Origin of the sequence: Desulfitobacterium sp. LBE (assembly GCF_007830365.1) — a bacterium.
In the GTDB taxonomy this organism is placed as follows: domain Bacteria; phylum Bacillota; class Desulfitobacteriia; order Desulfitobacteriales; family Desulfitobacteriaceae; genus Desulfitobacterium; species Desulfitobacterium hafniense.
The window spans coordinates 3,134,294-3,154,282 of sequence record NZ_VLKD01000001.1; the positions used below are offsets into that span (position 1 = coordinate 3,134,294).

At 49.1% G+C, this 19,989-nt stretch carries 20 protein-coding genes; 5 read left to right on the plus strand and 15 right to left on the minus strand.

Annotation, left to right across the window (positions count from 1 at the left end; genetic code table 11):
- Window positions 1–708: 708 nt before the first annotated feature.
- The 11 genes from DESLBE_RS14875 to DESLBE_RS14925 form a co-directional block, all read right to left on the minus strand.
- Window positions 709–1,467 carry a class I SAM-dependent methyltransferase gene (locus DESLBE_RS14875; protein ID WP_015942707.1) on the minus strand — a complete coding sequence of 253 codons (759 nt, stop codon included), beginning with the start codon at window positions 1,465–1,467 and terminating at the stop codon, window positions 709–711.
- A 28-nt stretch (window positions 1,468–1,495) separates the two neighbouring features.
- A complete protein-coding gene (locus DESLBE_RS14880; RefSeq protein ID WP_015942706.1) occupies window positions 1,496–3,274 on the minus strand; it encodes an ABC transporter ATP-binding protein in 1,779 nt (592 codons plus the stop codon).
- On the minus strand, window positions 3,267–5,009 hold the full coding sequence (locus DESLBE_RS14885) for an ABC transporter ATP-binding protein (RefSeq protein WP_015942705.1): 1,743 nt from the start codon (window positions 5,007–5,009) through the stop codon (window positions 3,267–3,269). The genes DESLBE_RS14880 and DESLBE_RS14885 overlap by 8 nt, the downstream gene beginning before the upstream one ends.
- Window positions 5,006–5,959 (minus strand): oligopeptide/dipeptide ABC transporter ATP-binding protein, encoded by a 954-nt coding sequence (locus DESLBE_RS14890; RefSeq protein WP_015942704.1) that lies wholly within the window; start codon window positions 5,957–5,959, stop codon window positions 5,006–5,008. Before DESLBE_RS14890 ends, DESLBE_RS14885 begins: the two co-directional genes overlap by 4 nt.
- On the minus strand, window positions 5,949–6,890 hold the full coding sequence (locus tag DESLBE_RS14895) for an ABC transporter ATP-binding protein (RefSeq protein ID WP_015942703.1): 942 nt from the start codon (window positions 6,888–6,890) through the stop codon (window positions 5,949–5,951). Before DESLBE_RS14895 ends, DESLBE_RS14890 begins: the two co-directional genes overlap by 11 nt.
- Before the next feature lie 35 nt (window positions 6,891–6,925).
- Window positions 6,926–8,491 (minus strand): ABC transporter substrate-binding protein, encoded by a 1,566-nt coding sequence (locus tag DESLBE_RS14900; protein ID WP_015942702.1) that lies wholly within the window; start codon window positions 8,489–8,491, stop codon window positions 6,926–6,928.
- 23 nt (window positions 8,492–8,514) lie between these two features.
- On the minus strand, window positions 8,515–9,357 hold the full coding sequence (locus DESLBE_RS14905; protein ID WP_015942701.1) for an ABC transporter permease: 843 nt from the start codon (window positions 9,355–9,357) through the stop codon (window positions 8,515–8,517).
- A complete protein-coding gene (locus DESLBE_RS14910; protein WP_015942700.1) occupies window positions 9,357–10,316 on the minus strand; it encodes an ABC transporter permease in 960 nt (319 codons plus the stop codon). Before DESLBE_RS14910 ends, DESLBE_RS14905 begins: the two co-directional genes overlap by 1 nt.
- 65 nt (window positions 10,317–10,381) lie before the next feature.
- Window positions 10,382–11,155 carry a class I SAM-dependent methyltransferase gene (locus DESLBE_RS14915; RefSeq protein WP_015942699.1) on the minus strand — a complete coding sequence of 258 codons (774 nt, stop codon included), beginning with the start codon at window positions 11,153–11,155 and terminating at the stop codon, window positions 10,382–10,384.
- A gap of 200 nt (window positions 11,156–11,355) precedes the next feature.
- Window positions 11,356–11,649: a metal-sensing transcriptional repressor gene (locus DESLBE_RS14920; RefSeq protein ID WP_015942698.1), complete on the minus strand. Its 294-nt coding sequence runs from the start codon at window positions 11,647–11,649 to the stop codon at window positions 11,356–11,358.
- A gap of 190 nt (window positions 11,650–11,839) precedes the next feature.
- On the minus strand, window positions 11,840–12,220 hold the full coding sequence (locus tag DESLBE_RS14925) for a CGGC domain-containing protein (protein WP_015942697.1): 381 nt from the start codon (window positions 12,218–12,220) through the stop codon (window positions 11,840–11,842).
- A 358-nt stretch (window positions 12,221–12,578) separates the two neighbouring features.
- Between DESLBE_RS14925 and DESLBE_RS14930 the strand changes: the two genes are divergently transcribed.
- Genes DESLBE_RS14930 through DESLBE_RS14945 form a run of 4 tightly spaced genes read left to right on the plus strand, consistent with a single transcriptional unit; the run spans window position 12,579 to window position 16,730 of the window.
- On the plus strand, window positions 12,579–14,207 hold the full coding sequence (locus DESLBE_RS14930) for an ABC transporter substrate-binding protein (protein ID WP_015942696.1): 1,629 nt from the start codon (window positions 12,579–12,581) through the stop codon (window positions 14,205–14,207).
- A 48-nt stretch (window positions 14,208–14,255) separates the two neighbouring features.
- A complete protein-coding gene (locus DESLBE_RS14935; RefSeq protein WP_015942695.1) occupies window positions 14,256–15,239 on the plus strand; it encodes an ABC transporter permease in 984 nt (327 codons plus the stop codon).
- Window positions 15,232–16,095: an ABC transporter permease gene (locus tag DESLBE_RS14940; protein ID WP_015942694.1), complete on the plus strand. Its 864-nt coding sequence runs from the start codon at window positions 15,232–15,234 to the stop codon at window positions 16,093–16,095. Before DESLBE_RS14935 ends, DESLBE_RS14940 begins: the two co-directional genes overlap by 8 nt.
- Window positions 16,096–16,115: 20 nt before the next feature.
- Window positions 16,116–16,730, plus strand: coding sequence for an ATP-binding cassette domain-containing protein (locus DESLBE_RS14945; protein ID WP_015942693.1), 615 nt, complete (start codon window positions 16,116–16,118; stop codon window positions 16,728–16,730).
- A 192-nt stretch (window positions 16,731–16,922) separates the two neighbouring features.
- On the opposite strand, the gene DESLBE_RS14950 is transcribed toward DESLBE_RS14945, so the two are convergent.
- Window positions 16,923–17,762: a DUF3102 domain-containing protein gene (locus tag DESLBE_RS14950; protein WP_015942692.1), complete on the minus strand. Its 840-nt coding sequence runs from the start codon at window positions 17,760–17,762 to the stop codon at window positions 16,923–16,925.
- Between the two features lie 218 nt (window positions 17,763–17,980).
- Between DESLBE_RS14950 and DESLBE_RS14955 the strand changes: the two genes are divergently transcribed.
- The gene (locus DESLBE_RS14955) at window positions 17,981–18,214 is read left to right on the plus strand and encodes a DUF1659 domain-containing protein (RefSeq protein WP_005810364.1); all 234 of its coding nucleotides are present in this window, start codon (window positions 17,981–17,983) and stop codon (window positions 18,212–18,214) included.
- A gap of 441 nt (window positions 18,215–18,655) precedes the next feature.
- On the opposite strand, the gene DESLBE_RS14960 is transcribed toward DESLBE_RS14955, so the two are convergent.
- The 3 genes from DESLBE_RS14960 to DESLBE_RS14970 all read right to left on the minus strand — a co-directional run bounded on the left by DESLBE_RS14960 (window position 18,656) and on the right by DESLBE_RS14970 (window position 19,981).
- On the minus strand, window positions 18,656–19,267 hold the full coding sequence (locus DESLBE_RS14960; RefSeq protein WP_015942690.1) for a MarR family transcriptional regulator: 612 nt from the start codon (window positions 19,265–19,267) through the stop codon (window positions 18,656–18,658).
- Window positions 19,268–19,395: 128 nt separating this feature from the next.
- Window positions 19,396–19,680 carry a hypothetical protein gene (locus tag DESLBE_RS14965; protein ID WP_005810370.1) on the minus strand — a complete coding sequence of 95 codons (285 nt, stop codon included), beginning with the start codon at window positions 19,678–19,680 and terminating at the stop codon, window positions 19,396–19,398.
- Window positions 19,670–19,981 (minus strand): AbrB/MazE/SpoVT family DNA-binding domain-containing protein, encoded by a 312-nt coding sequence (locus DESLBE_RS14970; protein ID WP_015942689.1) that lies wholly within the window; start codon window positions 19,979–19,981, stop codon window positions 19,670–19,672. The genes DESLBE_RS14965 and DESLBE_RS14970 overlap by 11 nt, the downstream gene beginning before the upstream one ends.
- Between the last annotated feature and the right edge of the window lie 8 nt (window positions 19,982–19,989).

Consider the following 19,989-nt stretch of genomic DNA (forward strand, 5'->3'; position numbering starts at 1 on the left):
TCACCAAAAGAATCGGATTTCTCACTAAATATTACAAAAAGACCATGAAGTATCCTCCCTATATTAGGGAAAAAGACCTCCATGGTCTTCGTTACACTATGAAGATTTACCTACACTGAAATAATCTCGCTGAGAACTTTCAAAAAGCTATCTATAAATTAACAATTCTTCTCTTATCCTACAAGCCCCCCAGGGGTATTATTTTTCCAATATCCTTAATATTCTTATCGATAGCTTCATAGATAGAGCCGTCCCCGCCAGTGCTTTAATATAGCCCTTAAGCTTTTCTTCTTCCGGCAGGGTGATATCCCGATAGGTTTTAATTCTATTGATTGTATTACCAAGCTTCCCATCTATACACTCAAGCCTATTTTTTTAAAACAAGCCAGTTTAGAAAAGAAACCCATTTTATTGATCCCAGACCCAAATGGGACCAAAAAATGAGCAAGAAGAGAAGGTATATTGAATCCTGCCAAGGAAATCCAATATCAGGATTTGAGAACCTAACAACCTGATGAAAATCCAATGCAATGCCAAAAGACCATGGAGTGTCCGCCCTCTAGTTAGGGTAAACAGACCTCCATGGTCTTCGTTATACTATGATAGGGTGACAATTCCCATCCATCGTCAACTCCTGAATCTAAGCCTAGCTTAACAATTCTTTCCTTATCCTGCAAGCCCCTTGGGGGGATATTTTTTATAATTTTCTCAGCCTGTCTTCACCGCACAGAGCATGAATGTCGGAATTGCCTTATATAATTGCTCATAATATTCATCATACAATCCTTTGGGAAGGCTGAACTTCACAGCAATCTCTTCACAGCCCATATTGGCGAGGGTCATAAAATCCCACTGCGGCCGCCAGCAGCCGGAAAGGGGCAGCTCCCTGAAGATATTGTCCAGCTCCCCGCCATGATCACTTTCTTTGAGCTCAAAACCATGTTCAACCACAGCGGCCTGCCCTTCCTCAAAGTTACGTCTCGCTGTGTCGTCACGCAGATGCAGGAACCAGTTGGCGTCGAAGTTAATCAGCTTCCCGTGGGGCTTAAGAACACGGAGCCATTCACCATAAGCACGTTGCGGGTTCTCTAATACCCAAGTCATATTTCTGCTGATCACAATATCAAATACAGAATCCTGGAACGCCAGGTTCTGCGCGTCCATCTGCATCAGCTTGGTCAGCTCCGGTCTGCCCAGCTTCTCTATATTTTTACGAGCCTCTGCCAGCATTTTACCGTTAAAATCTACGGCAGTGACGTGGTGGCCCAGGCAGCTCAGAAAAATCTCAAAGAAACCGGCGCCACACCCTACATCCAAAATCTCCAGTTTTCGATCAGTCTGAACAAAGGGTTTCAGGATGCTTTTCCAGAGCGCGTTCTTCTCACTTGTTAATTCATCGACACTGATTTCTGTAAAGGCTTCCGCTTGGGTGCTCCAGTAATCATTGATGATAGCCAATTTGCTCACACCGCTTTTCTGATTAATTGAATTTTGATCACGACTTCAACAATCCGCTCTTATCAACCTGATTGGCAACCAGATCTTTGTAAAAGCCTTCCTGAGCGATCAATTCGCTGTGATGCCCAACCTGCACGACGCGGCCTTTGTCGAGCACCACCAGCTTGTCCGCAGCCATAATCGTGGACAGGCGATGGGCAACGACAACCGTGGTTCTGTCGCCTAATTTATCATGCAGCGCCTGCTGAATAAATTTCTCGTTCTCACTGTCCAGACTGGAAACGGCCTCGTCCAAGACAAGGATCGGCGGGTTTTTCAGTACGGCACGGGCAATAGCGATACGCTGCCGCTGTCCCCCGGAAAGACAAAAACCCCGTTCCCCGGCAATCGTATCGTACCCATTGGGCAGCTCCATAATGAAATCATGAGCATAGGCCGCTTTGGCCGCTTCTTCAATTTCCCCATCCGTCGCCTCCGGCCTGCCCAGCCTGATATTCTCCCTGATGGAAACATTAAAAAGAAAAACATCCTGCAGAACCGCCGCGGTTAAGTCACGCAGGTTATCCAGAGACATGTGGCGGATATCGACGCCGCCTATGCGTATGGAACCGCCTTCAGCATCCCAATAACGCAGCAGGAGGTTGATACATGTGCTTTTGCCGGCACCGGAGGGGCCGACCAGGGCAACAGTCTGGCCTGGCTCTATGGCAAAGCTCACATTGTCCAGGACCTTGTCCAGGTCATCATCATAGCGAAATGAAACATGCTCGAAGACGACCCTATGCTGAAGCGAGGAGCAATCCATATCCTTCCCATCGTCTTTTACGACAGGAGCGGTATCAAAAACCGTCTGAATGCGGTTGGCTGCGGCAAAAACATTGCCAAGATTTCTGGCGACGCCGCATACTTCAATGATCGGGCTGAACAGCAATGCGGAGAGCATGACGACCATGGGATAGACCTCAAAAGCCAAAACATTTTGAGATACGAATACGGCGGTCACAGCCATGACGACAACAGTAAAGACCCCCACAAAAATCTGCATCAGGGCACTCTCCGTCCCCGCCCGTTTACCGTATGTCAATTGCGCATCGTAGAGACTCTGCATGCTCTCCTTATTTCTCCCTTTGTAGCGCTCCAGATAATTCAGAGTCAGCAGCTCGCGCAATCCCTGAATGCCTTCGATGGTGACCGCATTGGCTTCGGCTGCTTTTTCACGGACTTGCCTGCCCTGCTCATCGGCCTTTTTCTGCAGCAGAAAGGGTGTCCATATGGTTAATATGGAAAATATCATCATGAGCAGAGAAAGCAGGATATGAATCTTGGCCAGCAGGACAAGCAGCACGATCGTAATTGCCACCGCGACCAGGAAGCTTCCGAAGGTATGGGCCAGAAACCACTCCAGAATTTCGACGTCACTCATCAGCGTGGCCCCGATCTGACCGGAACGCTTCTTTAAAACGAAGGCCGGCGAGATGGTTTCCATCTTGTCATACAGCTTGATCCTGAAATCTCTCAAGACCCGGTAAGCTACATCATGACCGAACCACATCTCTCCGTAATACATAACAGCCCTCAAAACAATACAAACACAAAGCCAGCTGAAGAGCACGCGGAATTCAGGCAAAAGTCTGCCTTCCATGGCCAAGGCCGCCATGTAGGCCACGATGCCGGCGGAGCCGATTGTCCCGATGTGCTTTAAAAAGGTGGTGACGATGGTGGCTATCATCTCCAAGGAATAGGGCTTCATGGAGGCGATAAGGCGGAGGGTATTTTTAATGCGCGTCGTTTCATGCTTGCTTTCCCCGTTAGGCATTGTTCTCATCCCCTCTCTGGGCACGAACGAGATCGGCATATATGCCGCCCTTCAGCAATAGCTCTTCGTGGGTGCCTGCCTCTGCCAGCTCACCATGATCCAAAACAACTATCTTGTCCGCATTCTGCACTGTGGAAAGCCGATGGGCAATGATGATGGTGGTGCGCCCCTTGGTGAGCGAATCCAGCGTATTCTGAATTAGGGCTTCATTCCTGGCATCCACACTTGAGGTCGCCTCATCCAGGATCAGCAGCGGCGCATCCTTCAGGATGGCACGGGCAATCGCCAGTCGTTGCCTCTCCCCTCCGGAAAGATTGACACCCCGCTCGCCAACGACAGTAGCATAGCCTTGGGGAAGCTCCATGATAAATTCATGGGCACCGGCCGCTTTGGCCGCGGCTATGACTTTGTCATCAGCAGCATCGGTGTGGGACATACGGATATTCTCAAACACGGTTCCGTAAAAAAGATAGGTATCCTGAAACACCACGGCGATCTTGCTTTGCAGATAACTGATGCCGTAATCCTTTATATTTATGCCGTTCATCAAGATGCTGCCCTGGGTCGGCTCATAAAAGCGGAAGAGCAGATTGACCATGGTTGATTTGCCTGATCCGGATTTGCCGACAACGGCAATGGTTTGACCGCCTTTGATCTCCAGATTGATTCCTGCAAGGGCCGGCTTCGCCTCTTCGTTATAAGCAAAGGTCACATCCTGAAACTGAACTGCCGGCAGGGGACCATCCAGCGAAACAGTATCGGCATGCTCTTTTTCCGTGATTTTCAGCTCTTCATCCACGATTTCAAAAAGCTCCTCCGCCACGGACAAGCCCAGAAAGCTGTTGTGCCAGTGGCCGTTAAGCTCCGACATCGGGCGGGCGCATTCCGCGGCAAGAAACAGGAAAGTGGATATCGCCATCACGGGAAAGATCCCTGACTCTGCCCGATAGGCGGCGATGGCCACGGTTATTGCCGACGCGACCGAAGTCAGCAGCATCATGAGGCCTGAATCGATCAGAGAGAAGGTTGTATTGCGAATGGCCTGCACATAAAAGCCCTGGGCGTTTTCAGCCAGTTCACGGCCCTTGGCCCGGCTGGCTTTAAAGGCCATCAATGTGGACATCCCCTGGACAGCATCTATATATTGGGCGTTGAGGGTCGCATAGGAGCGCCAGTAGGTCACAATGCTGCGGCTGACCAGCGGTACGGTTAAATAGGGGACAATAACGCAGAGCAGCATGGACACAATGATGATCAGGCCTGTCACCACATCGAGGGACGTCAGATAAATACCGATGGCAAGACCGGATATGGATATGGTTATTATCTGGGGAATATAGTTTACGAGGAACGGCTCCAGGGATTCGATCCCATCCAGCACCAGGGACTGAACCTTCCCGCTCCGCTTATCGCTCAGATACCCCGGACCGAGATGGAGTATCTTGTCGAAGACCAAAAGCCTTATCTTGTTCTTGACCTTAGCGGCCACTACCTTGCTGTAGCTCTCCATCATACGGCTCAAAAATCCGCGCAGAAGCACCGCTGCCAGCGCGATTAGGACCGGGGCGACAATAGCCTGCAAATCACTGCGCGCAAAAACAATGGACACGGCTTTGGCCATGGCCAGTGCCTGTCCGATATAGGTGGCGCTGATTGCCAAGCCAATCAGAACCTTCAAAGCAACCTCACCCTTAATTGCCGCGACGTATCGCAAGAGGCGTCCATATGCTCTCATCTGTTTATCCTCTCGTTATTTATATAGGGAAAAAAGCAAGCCGCCTGATGTCCGGGCCCGCACTCCGTGAGCTGAGGTCTTTTTTCGGCGCAAACCTGCCTTCTCCTGCCGCAACTCGCCAAGAAGCAGCATCCACTCTCTTCAGCATTCAACTCTGCCGATGGTATGGCCGGCAGTTCTTTATTGGTACCGGAAGTATCCAGCATAAAAGCTTCCGCACAGGATATGAGCAGCTCTGTATAGGGATGAAGGGGATAGTTCATGATGCATTCTGTTGTACCGCACTCTACTAATTTTCCCCGGTACATCACAAGGACCCTGCTGCACAGACACGAGACAAGAGCCAGATCGTGGGAAATAAATAAATAGGTTGACTTTTTTTCCTGCTTTAACCTGACCAGCAAACGCAGAATCTGTGCCTGAACCGTAACGTCAAGGGCGCTTGTTGCCTCATCGAAAATCAGCAGATGAGGCTCGGTTAAAAGGGCCCGGGCAATGGCCACACGCTGACACTCTCCCCCGCTGAGCTGCCGTACCCGCCGGTGCATATATTCTTCCGGGATTTCTACCATGCGCAAGGTTTCCCTTATGATCGATTTCCCTTCTGCCTTAGATGTTTTACGGGTATGGGACAGCGCCTCGTATAGGCAGGCAAAAACCGTCATATGCTTAGCGAAGGTATCTGAGGGATCCTGAAACACCATATTGACTCTGTGTTTCCGCCCGCGGCCTTTCTCAATGCGAATGGGTTTGCCATTCAGGAGTGCTTTTCCTGAACTGGGCGCTTCCAGGCCCGACAGCAGGCGAGCCAGAGTACTCTTGCCGCAGCCGCTCTCCCCCACCAGGCCGATGGATTCTCCTTCTTGAATTGAGAAACTCACATTATCAACAGCGGTGAGCTCTTCGTAGCGCTTGGTCAGATTTTCAATGGTCAGGATGTTACTGTGCATATTTTTCTCCTGCCAATCGGCACATAACCCTATGGTCTGAGCCAATCTCCCGGGTTTGGGGAAGGGTTTCCCTGCACAGCCCGCAGCCTAGGGGACATCGGTTATAAAATGAGCAGCCTTGAGTTTTCTCTTCATGGTAAATCGTCGGGCCCATTGGCAGCCTGCCCTTTTTGTTTAAAACCGAATTGATCAGCATGTGGGTATAAGGGTGGGCGGGACTGGAGAGAACCTGAGCTTTGGAGCCCGATTCGATCAGCCGCCCGTCAAGCATGACGCCGATTTTGTCTGCCATACGGGCGACAACGCCTATATTATGAGTTACAAGAAGCATAGCGGCGCTGCAATTTTCCTGCAGTTTTTTCAGTGTACCCACAACTTCTACCTGTACCGTAACATCCAAAGCAGATGTGGGCTCATCCGCCAGAATCAGAGTGGGGTTCATCGCCATGGCCATGGCCAGTGCTACTCTTTGAATTGTGCCGCCGCTCAGCATGCCGGGATAGGATTTGAGGATTCGTTCCGGCTCTTTTAAAGCCAGTGTCTTCATACACTCCTGGGCCAGGCGGTCGGATTCCCTTCGGCTTATTTTTGCCCTGACCGAAAGGGCCTCATGAAATTGTTTCCCCACCTTCATGATCGGATCCATTGCGCTGCCGGCTTGCTGGTGGACGGTCGCAATGGCTGCTCCGCGCAGTTTTCGCAGCTCCGGCTGTGGCAGTGAGATGAGCTCTTTCCCTTCAAATACGACCTCGCCTTCAATATATCTGCCGCCCTCTCCCAGCAATCCGGTAATTGCTTTGAGTAAGGTTGTTTTTCCGCTGCCGCTTTCGCCAACCAGGCAATAGGTCTCATGACTTTTCATAGCAAGGGTGACGTCTTTGAGAGCCAAATGATTGCCATAGGCTACGGAAAGCCTGTTTATTTCGAGCAAGAGCTCACCTCCTCCGCAACCTGGTTTTCGAATACTTAGGCGTTAATATCCGTATTTTCGTTCAGCAAATAGTATTCGGTGGCTTGGGTGGAATAGCCGGTGACTTTTTTATTGGCTGCAATCTGATATTTGAGGTGCCCAATCGTCAAGAACCCGCAGTCCTCCACGATCTTTTTCTGAATTTCTTGGGCAAGCTCTTGCCTTTTGCCGTCAGCAAATTCTTCATCGAGCTGAGCGATTAGTGCGTCAACCTCCGGATTTGCATACTTGCCGTAGTTATAGTCAGCGCCGCTTTTAAGCATAATGTCCGCAAAATACTGGGGATCCGCCACAGGCGCCATGATATAGCTGTTGAGCGCCAGATCAAAACCGCCGTTTTTGAGAAAATTGGTATGGGGCTCATAATCGTTGATCCGGATGTCGATGCCGATGCCGATTTCCTTTAGGGACGCCTGAATCGCCTCGCAAAATGTCGGCAGCAGGCTGCCATGAGAACCATAGGAGTAGAGCTTGAAGCTCATGGGTACCCCATTCTTATCTAAGATGCCATCGCCGTCGCTGTCTGTATATCCGGAATCGGCAAGAAGCTTCTTGGCCCCTTCCTTATCGTAGTCGACGCCTTTAATCTTTCCATAGGAAAAGCTGACGGGGAAAATTGCCGTCGCCGCTTCTGAGTTGCCTTTGTTGATAACGTCAGCAAAGGTCTCCCGGTCAATGGCCATGGTAATGGCCTTGCGCACATTAAGATCGGACAGAAATTGATTTTCAAAATCAAAATACATAACTTGCGAACGGGAGCCCGAGGATTTCGTCACATCAAACCGATCGTTGCCCATAAACTGCATAATATTCTCAGTAGGAAGCTGAAAGGCAAGATCGACTTCTCCATTATCTAGGGCCATCGCCTGAGCGTTGCCATCCGTGATGTATTTTATGGTGATGGAGCCGAGCTTGGGCGTACCGTTCCAATAGTCTTGATTGGCGGTTAGTTCCATCTGGCCTTCCGCCATCGACTGTATCACAAAAGGCCCGGTGCCAACCGGTATACCCGTTTCATCGCTAAGGGTATCACTATCCAGGATGGTGCAGACAACGTCCGCCATGTTGTTAGGAAGGGCGGCATTGATCCCATTTGTTTTGACCGTGAGCTTTTGTCCATCCACTGCTATGGAGGCGATATTCAGCATGGTCACCGCCCGCGGGTTCATGGCAATCGTGCGCTCCAGGCAAGCCTTAACAGACTCGCCCGTCATTTTTTTCCCATTAGAAAAGTTTACGTCATCACGCAGGATAAACTCCCAGGTGAGCTCGTCAAGGCGCTGGTAGGTTTGGACAAGCCAAGGCTCCAGCTCCAAATGATCATTAATTTTAAAAAGGCGCTCGCCGACACCGATACGGGTGGTGTCCCAGCTTGTTTTACCAGGGTCAAGTGATTTGATTTCCGAGTGATAGGCAACATTCAAGTGCTTTGCCCCGGCCTCAGTCCGGCTTGTCCCCGGGGATTCGGAGCCAGGGCTGACCGCTGCGGGCGTGTTGGAGCAGCCGGCCAGGATCACAGCCGCCATGACCAGCAGTATGAAGCCTTTTAATCGTCTTTTCATAACTTTCCTCCCCTATTTTGTTTTTACATTACAGACAGCTCTTGCTGTCTTACTGCCATATAGTCCTGAACACTGTCACCAAGCCGGTTTAAAATGATGACGGTGATCAGTATTGCAATTCCTGGAAATAACGTCTGCCACGGTGCTGTCATGAGTACTTTTCGGCCTTCACTGATCATAAATCCCCATTCAGGTATGGGTGGCGTTGCGGAGAGTCCCAGGAAAGAAAGGGCTGAAATCTCCAGCATGGTTCCCGCCAGAGCGTTCATGGCTGTTACAAACAATAATGAACTGATATTGGGAATAACATGATGAATCATAATGTAGGCTGAGCCGCATCCGCACAGTCTCGCCGCGTTAACATAGCCCGCGTTCCTGATCTTCAGCACCATGCTTCTCGCTATTCTCGCATAGGATATCCAGCCGATTACACCGAGGGCAATCACCGCATTGCCAAAACCGGCTCCGAGGACGCCGACGATGGCAATCGCCAGAACCTGACCGGGAAACGACTGAAAGATCAGTAAAAGCCGTTTCAGGATATTATCTACGATCCCGCCATAATATCCGGCAGCCACTCCTATCAAAGTACCCAATACACCGGTAATGGCCACGATCAGCAATGTTGCCGACAATGAACTCCGCGCACCGGTCAACACCCTTGAGAACAGACATCTCCCCAAATTATCCGTTCCAAACCAATAGTCGTAACTTGGCGGCTGATCAATGGCCATGACATTGGTCTTATAGGGATCATAGGGAGCTATGCTCTCACCAAACAAGGCAACCAAGAGCAGGCCCAGGGTAAGTACTATATACACGGCAAGCCTGATTTTTGTTCTTTGGCATTTCATCCCATCGTGCATTAGGTCGTTCTCCCCTTAGCCTTTTTAACACGCGGGTCAAAAAAACTGTATGATAGTTCTGTCAACCCATAAAGAAGGCAGAAGATCAGAGAAGTTGTCACAACAAAACCTTGAATAATTGTATAGTCTCTTTCGTTAATTGCGTTAAGGGCCAAACGCCCCAATCCCGGCCAGGAAAAAATTGTTTCCACGACTGCTGTTCCGCCAATCAATTCTCCAAAGCTGAGGGCAATAAGGGTCATGATGGGGAGCATCGTATTTTTCAGAACATGGCGAAAGAGAATTCTTAATTCACCGACACCCTTTGACCTGAGTCCATTGACGTAGGGCTCCCTCAGTTCTGCGGAAAAAGTAGCCCGTATCTGCCGCACCATTCTCGCGCAAATACCGGTAGCAAGGGTTACCACAGGCAGGATGATGCCGGCCGCTCCTGCCGTGCTGCTCATCACAGAGATTAGTTTCAGTTTGTAGGCAAAAACATAGAGCAGTCCCAGTCCGACTAAAAAGGAGGGCATAGCCAACCGTATGAAGGCAAGGGTGCAGGTGAGTTTGTCAAAGGCCCTGTCTTTTTTTACAGCTGCCAATACACCAACAGGCAACGCCACAGCAATACCGGCAGCCAGACTGACGGCCGCTAACAGCAGGCTGTTTTTGAGCGCGTTCATGATCCGCGGCGTCACGTTTTTCCCATCGACCATGGAAACGCCGAGATCCCCCTGAACAAAGCCCGACAGCCAGGAGCCATACTGCTCAAGAAACGGCCGGTCCAAACCCATTTCGGCTCTTTTCGCAATAATATCCTGCTCGGTTGGCATGGCCCCCCCTGCGCGCAGTATGGTCACCGCCGGATCACCGGGCGCAAGATGCATAAGGGAAAAAGATAAGAAGGTCACACCAAACAGCAATATCGCTACGTCGAATAGTGTCTGCAATAGTTTCTTAATACCGTGTTTCCACATTTGTCTCTCGCTTCCGCCAGTCACTGCCCGTCTTTGTCCGCAGGTGACAGTGCCCTAACCTGGATTCATAATTTGGAGGGGATTGAGGCCTTATCCGCTGTGACCATAAAAAGGGGGACAGAGCGGTAAAGGAGCTGTTTTTCCTCACTATACACCTCTTCATTAAGTCTGGGTGTAACTTTTATCTTTTCATATCCAAATACCGGCAGTTGCTCAGTATCCCAATCCGGACGCAGGATATTATTAAAGTACAGGAGCTTTTTGAACTCTTCCTCTGTTTTCTCATCCCCGCGATATGAATTGGGCGGAGTGCCATATTTCTCCCTGTACTCCGCCTCGTCTGCTTTTCTGGCGGCATTCCAATCCTCATTAAGTGTATAGTGCCAATTCCCATCCAAATACAGCAGGCGCCCGCCCGGCTTCAAGACACGCAGCCATTCTTTAAAGGCTTTTTCAGGCTCATAGAGTATCCAAGTGACATTGCGCCCCACGATATAGTCGAAGGTATTGTCAGGAAAATCCAGTGAATGGCTGTCCATTACACTGAACTCTGCGTCAATCCCCGCCTTTTGGGCGTTTGCAACTGCGGTTTCAATCATTTTTTCAGAGCAATCAATGCCATGAACATCCCAGCCCATGCTTCCCATCAGCAAGGCAAAAAAACCAGGACCAGTGCCAACATCCAGCACTTTGCCGGCCGGGCAGGGCGCATTGCCGATGAGGAGGTCGCTCCATTTTTTGGACAGCTCACCGGAGAATTCATTTTGAATAATCGCATTGTAGCCATCGGCGCAAAAGCTCCAACGCTTGCCGATTGCTTTTGCTTCAGAAATTCCCATATGTATCACCTTTCGTTTGCATAATATTAAAAAATGACAAAAGACCATGAAGTGTCCATCCCTGGTTAGGGCAAACAGACCTCCATGGTCTTCGTTATACTATGATGAAATGGCCCCATCCATGGCCAACCTCCAAAGGTATTCATAGTTTAGCAATTCTTTTTTTATCTCACAAGCCCCATGGGGGGATATTTTTTGGCTCATTTTATAAACCGGTCAATGGCCTTATTCAGATTTTCCATAGCCTCCTCATTACCAAGCTCCCAGGCATCAACAATGCAATGCTCAATATGATCCTTAAGAATAACCTTACCGGTATTATTGAGTGCGGCTATAACTGCCGATAATTGAATCAGCACTTCGCTGCAGTCCTTCTCCTCTTCTACCATCCGTTTCACTGATTCCAGATGGCCAATGGCCCGGGATAACCGATTGAGTACGGCTTTGGTGTGATGGTGAGTGTGGCTGTGGCCCTTCTCTCTCATGATAATCATCCGACTCCTTCATTTAACAAATTAAGACATCTAACAAATTAAGACATCCGCGAAAAAATAAAAAACCACAGAGTTAACCCCTTTTGGGCTAAACCTCCATGGTTTAATTAAATCTTATTCACTTCTTGTGAGGTATGTTATTCGCTCTAATTTTGCTTTTTCCTCCTTTAGGGGCTTTTACTTCGGTTTATCAGTTGTTTGTTGATACAAGCTCGACTTGGGCATGGGTGAAATGGGGTGTAGTGCCTAATATAACTTCTAGTTCAGGGTAATTACGCTCAATCAGTAACCGGTAGTTCTCATGAAAAGCGCAGAAAGTGCTTATGCAATTCGTGAAATGAATAGCCTCCACTTGAAAATCCGCTAAGTTTTCTATTTGGGCGATAATCCGATAAGGGGCGATTTGAGACGGACACCCCGGACAATTGACCACTCCTACCAGCTCAACCTGTATATCCCTGGCATATCTACCAAATGCACCAACTCTGTTTTTCACATCATACAGGCATTGGGCGCTGGAACAGCCAAGCTTTTGAGTCACTTTCGAGCAGCAAAAAAGCGCGATTTTCATTGCTGCATGCACCTCCTCACCGTTTCTCAATAGGCCTTTGCCCATTAAACAGGTCTCAGTCCACAATAAAAAAGCCATAGAGTGCCCGTAAATCAGGCAGACCTCCATGGCCTTGCTCATGCATTTTTAGTTTCATCGTCTTATAAATGAATACTAGAGATCAACCCTTAGAATCTGATTTTTTCTAAGATTTAGCGAAAATCTTCAGATTTCCCTTACAGCTGATATCTATTCGACGCTTGAGAATAATCTCCTTCTCTGTCTGTCGTTATATCCCCCCTGGGAGCTTGTCTGAATTTTTCGACATTGTTATACTCATTCCAATTACATTTAGGATGATTTTACGAAGGAGGATTTTATGAAAAAGAAACTTGCTCTGGTATTATCTGTACTTCTCATGATTACGATCACAGCTTGCTCCAGCGGTGCCGGTAAGACGGTGGAAGACACACCTTTCCAAAATGGCTCTGCCCAGCCCCCAGCCGATGAGATAGTCGCTTATGTGGGCGGCACTATTTTTGACAGCAGCCTGGACCCTGTTAAGGGGGCCATGAGCTATGGGTATTCCTTTACCAACTGTGCCCTGCTGAGGGTAAATCCGGATTCTAACTACGAAGGCGACATGGCCACAGAATGGTCGATTAGTGATGACGCTTTGGTCTATACCTATACACTCAGAGAAAACGTCAAATTCAGCGATGGTTCAGATTTTACCGCCGACGATGTGGTTTTTACCTACAATACGGTCAAAGAGAATCAGGCACACAACGAGAATGTCGATCTTACCAAGCTGGCCTCGGTCAAGGCGCTCAATAATTATACGGTGCAGTTTACCCTGTCGGAACCCTATTCACCTTTCCTTGATGCCACCGCCTGCTTGGGGATTGTGCCCAGTGACAGCTATGACAGCAAAACATTCGACCAATATCCCATCGGAACCGGAGCCTGGATCGTCACCCAATATGATTCCAACCAACAGATTATTGTCAGGGCCAACGAGAATTATTACGAGGGTGCTCCCGCAATCAAAAAGGTAACCTTTGTCTCTATGAACAGTGAAGCAGCTTTTTCCAACGCCAAATCAGGTCAGCTGGATATTGTGATGATCGGACCCAATTACACCGCTGAAAAAGTAGCTCACATGACGACCGAAAGATTTGAAACAATGGATATCAGGATGATCAATCTCCCGGTTCTCAAGGAACAAACCATGAAAAATCCCGATGGGAAGGAGATCAAGGTAGGGAATAACGTGACATCAGACATCAGTGTCCGCAAAGCCCTGGCGATCGGCATCGACCGTCAGACGATTATTAACCACGCTTTTAACGGCATCGGCAAGCCTGCGGTCAGCTTCACTGCCAATCTGCAATGGGCCAATACCGATACCTATCAAGATAACAGGAAAGAGGAAGCGGCCGCCCTGCTCCAAGATGCCGGTTGGGTGGATACGGACGGCGACGGCATCCGGGAGAAAAACGGCATAAAATGCGAATTTGACGTTTATGCCCCCGGCTCCGACAATGAGCGCTTTCTGCTGGCCAACGCAGTTGCCGAGGATGCCTTACAGCTGGGCGTGAAGATAAACGTCAAAACCGCCAGCTGGGATGAGGTCGCTCATCTTCAAAGCAATTCAGGTATTGTCTGGGGCTGGGGCCAGTACAGCCCGACCGTATTGAATTCGCTGTTCAATTCCCAACTGTTCCTCAAAGGCGCTTATGATAACGTTTCTGGCTACTCCAACCCGCAGGTGGACGCAGACATTCAAAAGGCATTCACTTCCACCTCTCACGACAGCGCCATTGCCGCCTGGAAAGCAGTTCAGGCGACAGCCAATCAGGATTATCCCTATTTGTATATTGTGAATATCGAGCACTGCTATCTGGTCAACGATTCCTTGAATCTGTCTCTGGATACCCAGATTGCTCATCCCCATGGGCACGGCTCGCCGATTATCTGCAACATGAAGGATTGGAACTATAAATAATGACATCGAGAGGTCTTTCCGGTTACCGCACTTTTGGGGGAGATAAAAATGATCAGAACTAAACAAACTGTTTCCATTTTAGTCCGGATGGTTCTGCTGCTGGTGGCGGTCTGTGTGATTGCGTTCCTTTTGATTACAAGCTCACCCATAGATCCTTTGGTTTCCTATATCGGAACAAATTCTACCCTGTCGGAGGAAGCCAAGCAGGAGATTTCCGATTACTGGGGGCTTAATGACCCTTTGCCGGAAAGATTCTCGGCTTGGGCCACCAATGTGCTGCATGGGGACTTTGGCGATTCCATTACTTACAAAAAACCGGTGCGTGATGTGATTTGGGAGCGTTTCTCCTATTCCGCCGTCCTGATGCTGATCGCGTGGACAGCCTCCGGCGTGTTAGGCTTCCTGATCGGCATCGCGGCCGGTATGCGCAAGGGGAGTCTTTTTGACAAAATGGTCAAGACCTTTTGCCTATGCCTGCAATCGGCTCCGACCTTCTGGCTCGGCCTGCTCATACTCAGCCTTTTTGCCGTTACTTTGGGATGGTTCCCCATAGGCATGGCCGCTCCGATGGGCAAACTTGCCTCAGACGTGACGCTGGGAGACCGGGCCTACCATCTGGTGCTGCCGGCACTTACTCTTACCATTGTCAGTATAAGCAAGATCACACTTTATACAAGGCAAAAGCTGATTGAAACCATGGGCAGCGACTATATTCTGTTTGCGAAAGCAAGGGGTGAAAGCGACCGGCAGCTCGTCATTCGCCATGTGCTCAGGAATATCGCTTTGCCTGCCGTTACCATACAGTTTGCCTCCTTCAGCGAACTGTTCGGAGGCATGGCTCTGGCGGAAACCGTGTTTGCCTATCCGGGCATCGGTACGGCCACTACCGCCGCCGCCCTCAACGGCGATGTCCCGCTGCTGCTGGGTATCGCCATCTTCTGTGCATTGTTTGTTTTTTCGGGGAACCTGATCGCCAATATCCTGTATGGAGTGCTGGACCCAAGGGTGAAGGAGGGCGGCGACTATGTATGAGAACAAGCTTACACCTGCCGGAAAACTTGGACTGCCCAAGATCAACATAAGAACCAAAATGCTTATTTTGATTATTTTTTCCGCCATTTATTTATTCGGTATTCTTATTTGGGGTTTTTTCATGGACGAGTCCCTGTATGCGGTCAATTATACTCACAAGTTCATCCCTCCCGGCCTGGAGCATCTTTTCGGCACGGATTTTATGGGCAGGGATATGTTTTACCGCAGCATTAAAGGGCTGTCGACAAGCCTTGTCATCGGAGTGCTCGCCTCTGCTGTCAGCTCCGTTCTGGCCCTGCTGCTGGGGATAGCTGCAGCAACCATAGGCGGAAAATTCGACCGGTTTGTCAATTGGTGTGTCGATTGCTGCATGGGCCTGCCCCATCTGGTCCTGCTGGTTCTGATCTCTTTCATGTTGGGCCGCGGGGTGAAAGGCGTGGCGGTAGCCGTTGCTCTGACCCACTGGCCGGAGCTTACCAGGATCGTACGTGCCGAAGTTCTGCAGATTCGTTCCTCCCAGTATGTGCAGTTATCCTATAAGGCTGGAAAGTCAAGATTCTGGGTTGCCAAGGAACATATGGTACCTCATGTGCTCCCTACCTATTTGATCGGGCTGGTTCTGCTGTTTCCCCATGCTATCATGCATGAGGCCGCACTCACCTTTCTGGGCTTCGGCCTGCCGGCGGAATCCCCCGCGATCGGGGCGATTCTATCGGAAGCGATGGTCCATATCGCGACGGGTAAATGGTGGCTTGCCCTGTTCCCCGGCCTGTTGCTCTTGATCGCGGTCATCCTGTTTGACGTCATCGGCGAAAATCTTAAAAAGCTGCTGAATCCTAACAGCGGTAATGAGTGAAGAGGCGGTGAGGTGTATTCATGCAGCTTGAAGCAAAAGATATCTGTTTTCGTTATACGAGCAAAACGGCCCCCATACTCAGCCAGGTAAATTTTACATTGAAAGAGGGTGAAAAACTGGCCTTGGTCGGCCCTTCGGGCTGCGGTAAAAGCACCCTTGCCAAAATCCTGGCCGGATATATCAAGCCGTCCAACGGTACGGTGCTGCTGGGCGGCAAGCCCCTCCCTGATCAAGGCTATTCCCCTGTCCAAATGATCTATCAGCATCCTGAACTGGCGGTCAACCCCAGATGGAAGATGTCCAAAATCATTCATGAATGCTGGACCCCCAACGATGAACTTCTCAAGGACATGGGAATTGAGAAGGAATGGATGTCCCGCTGGCCAACAGAGCTGTCGGGAGGCGAGCTTCAGAGATTTTGCGTCCTACGGGCCCTTGGACCGGAGACAAGGTTTTTAATTTGTGATGAAATAACCACCATGCTGGACGTTATTACCCAGGCACAGTTGTGGCAGATCATTTTGGATATTGCCAATAAGAACAGGTTAGGCCTGATAGTCGTAACACATAATAACTATCTGGCGCACAAGGTCTGCGATAGAATCGTTAAGCTGACGGATATCAATCATGTCTGATCCGCAATTGGGCGGAAACGAAATGCAGGATGTTTTAAGCCACAGAGAGAAAAAAGCACATCATTGACCAAGCATTAGAGCATATTCGTGAATTAGAGGCACGGGAAATTTCTGATGCCGGGAACCACGAGATGATCTGGAACTATAGACGCATATGCTCACAGGCGCTGTTTTCACACAGCGCCTATTTTACTAATTTGGCGCACCAGGCTCCGTCCTTTTAATCTTCAAATTAGTCTTAATCGCCGGAGGATATTGTTTCAGCGTCTCCGCCATGTTCGTCGTTATCTTTAACGCCTCTTTCCTGTTGGCTTCTTTCTTCACCGGGTCCACTCTGTTTAAAGCGACGAGGGTTTTCAGCAGCTCCCCGTAAGCGCTGAGCATAGTGTCGCGATGCGTGGCGTATTGGGCGTTATATTTCATGCTCTCGGGATTAGCGTCCTCTTGTTGTAGCTCAGTTTGAGCAGTTGGCACAGTTTTCGGCTTGATGATCTTCCTTTCCACCGGGATCAGTTCCAGGGGCTTATCCATTGCCTTATCCGCTGCCTCTTCTGTCTTTTCTTGATTTTGCACCCCTTGATTCTCCGGTTCCCGGCGTTCTTCTTCCTCAGCCGTCCGCTCCCTTACCTTGACCGTCTGCTGAAGCTCCCGCTTGCTCATCTTTCCCACATCATTGTCCGCTATAAATTGGTCCCGATCCTCTACCGAGATCCCAAAGAGGGCAATCCCTTGGGTGTAGTTCAAATGGTGCACCGGTGCACCATTTGAGCCCTCTTCCCCATCGGTTGAGGAGAGTATCGGCCCGTATTCCCGGAAAATTTTCATCAGCCTGCTGGCCGTGCTCCGGGAGTAACTCACGGATTCAGTCAGCCATTTGAGCCACTCCCCGTGGGGTACCAGCTCTTTGGCCTCTGTCAGACGCCGCCCGATCTCTATGGCATTGCTGAGCAGCATTTTTCCACTTTGTTCCTTGATAACGTTAATTTCAGACGCTATTTGCCCAGGCGTCCTGTTGGAATTTTCCATCCTCATATCGGCCTGCCCATCCTTTTTTCAGAATACCTTTTCAGATACCGCTATAGGATATGCCAAACCCCAGACAAGTGTGAGGATTGGAGCCGTCAATAAAGATAATTAAGGCTCCTTGGACAAAAGTGCGTTCCAATAGTAACCATAGTACAGGCAGCTTCATACACTATACAACCATGCCGAACCTATCGGCCTCTGGCTTAGAGGGGAGGGAAAAAAATATGGCTATTGTCGATAAGCCTTTGACTTCAACCTTAGTGTTGAAATATCAAGATGGGTTGACACCTGCCGGTGATCCTCAAATTAAGCAAAAAAGCTTAAACTATGTGAGACCCGGTGTTGATCATGCGGTCCTCCATGAGATTGCTGTGGCATTATTCAGTCTCACAGAGCATCCGCTCATTGCTGTGATCCTGCGGGATAGCACGGAGTTAGTGGAAGAACCGGAGGACTAATACCCTCCCAATCCTGACTGGGGGCTGTGTCTGAATTTCCACCCAGCCCCCTCTAAGCACTTAAAACCGCAGATTTTTAACTATGGCCATACCTTGCTCATAGCCAGCCCCTAAAAGTGAAATGAACAAAAAAATCCCTCCCAACATAGATAAACACCCGTTTATCCAGTAGTGAGGGATTTGAAAATAAGCTTAAAAAGCTAATTGAAGCTCTGAACATTTCACATTCCTTCGAAAACCAAACCCAAATCAACGACCAGCTCCGGAAAAACGGTGACCCGAACCTTAGATTCCTCTGTGTAAACTTCGGGGCTGCCAAAACGTCCGTTTTCCTGCAAGGTAAATGATGAGAAGATCCGGCTGGACTACAAAGGTTGTCTCTTCATCCTTTTGGTTGCCTTCCGGAAGCCTTAAGTCAAAAGGTACCGCAAACACTTGACCCTACTCTTCTCTCTCGCCGTCATCATCGCGTCTGCCACCTCGTCTGTGGGGAAATACGCCCCCATAAAAGCCGTGGAAATCACCCCTGTGTCCGCCAAAGTTGCGGCCATGGTGATGATGGCACTGCCTGAGTCTCTCCATCATCTGCTTGCGCAAATCCCCGTCGCCATCGGTGAACTGTTCCTCAAGCCGTTCCGTGATGCGCTTGAGATAGTCGCTGAGATTGGCCAATTCCTCATTATTTAAAACATCAAACAATTTTTCCAATTCCGGCGGCATATCGCCCATCTCGCCGGCTACGGCGGCGCCTTTTTCAGTCAGCTTGATGTTGACACTGCGCCGGTCTTCTTCCGATGTTTCGCGGGTGATGAACTCATTTTTCTCCAGCTTATTTAAAAGTTCCGCCAGCCCCTGCTTGCTCATATCCAGCAAGTAGGTCAATTCTTTTTGACTGATTTCAGGCTTTAGCTTCAAGAGGGCAAGAACCCTTCCCTGTCCTCTTTGCGGATTACCCCAAGGCCCGAAATTCATAAAGCTCTGTGCCTGATAGCGATGCAGCAACCCTTGCAAACGCATGAACCGTCCTAAGATCTCTTTTTTTGTTTCACCCATGTGATGCACCCCCGTTTTTAATTTTATTTCGAGTTACTATAGTCAAGTACCTGACTATAGTTTAGCAACAATCACCTCATACGTCAAGTACTTGACTAAATATTTTTTCGCCAAATAAAAAAAGCCCCTCAATAAGGCTCTCTGTAAATATGGTCATGATCGCCTATGTCTCTTAATAGGCACACGGTATTACCTTCAGCATCTACTTCAAAAGTAAAGCTAAACGTAAAACGATACTCCATATTTAAGCTGGCGGACCAAATCCCATTCGTACCTTTTAGCATATGAGTACGAAATGAAGGGTGCCGCCAGTTCTCTTTAAATTGATGAATTTTATCTTCGAATAAAAGCTGTATATCCTTAGGCAACTTAGAATAGGAGCGTTTAAAACGTGAAGTAAACTTAATCTTCATTATTTAGAGCCTCCAGCAAGTCTTTAACATTATCGAACGCGGGAGAGACTCTACCGGCTTTAATATCTTCCTCCGCTTCACGCTCACCAGCTTGCCACCGCTCTGTCCAGAACCATTCTTGCTCCTTAGGAATTAAAGTTTTCGGCTCTAAGATAATCTTGCCGTTATCAACGATTATTTCAAATAGTTCACCTTCATCGGCCAGGTGCAAGGCAAGACGAACCTCCTTGGGAATAGTAAGAATAGCTTTCTTCTTCATTTGAACAACACCATAAGAATGTCTTTTTGCCAAAGTTCGCATAAGCTCTC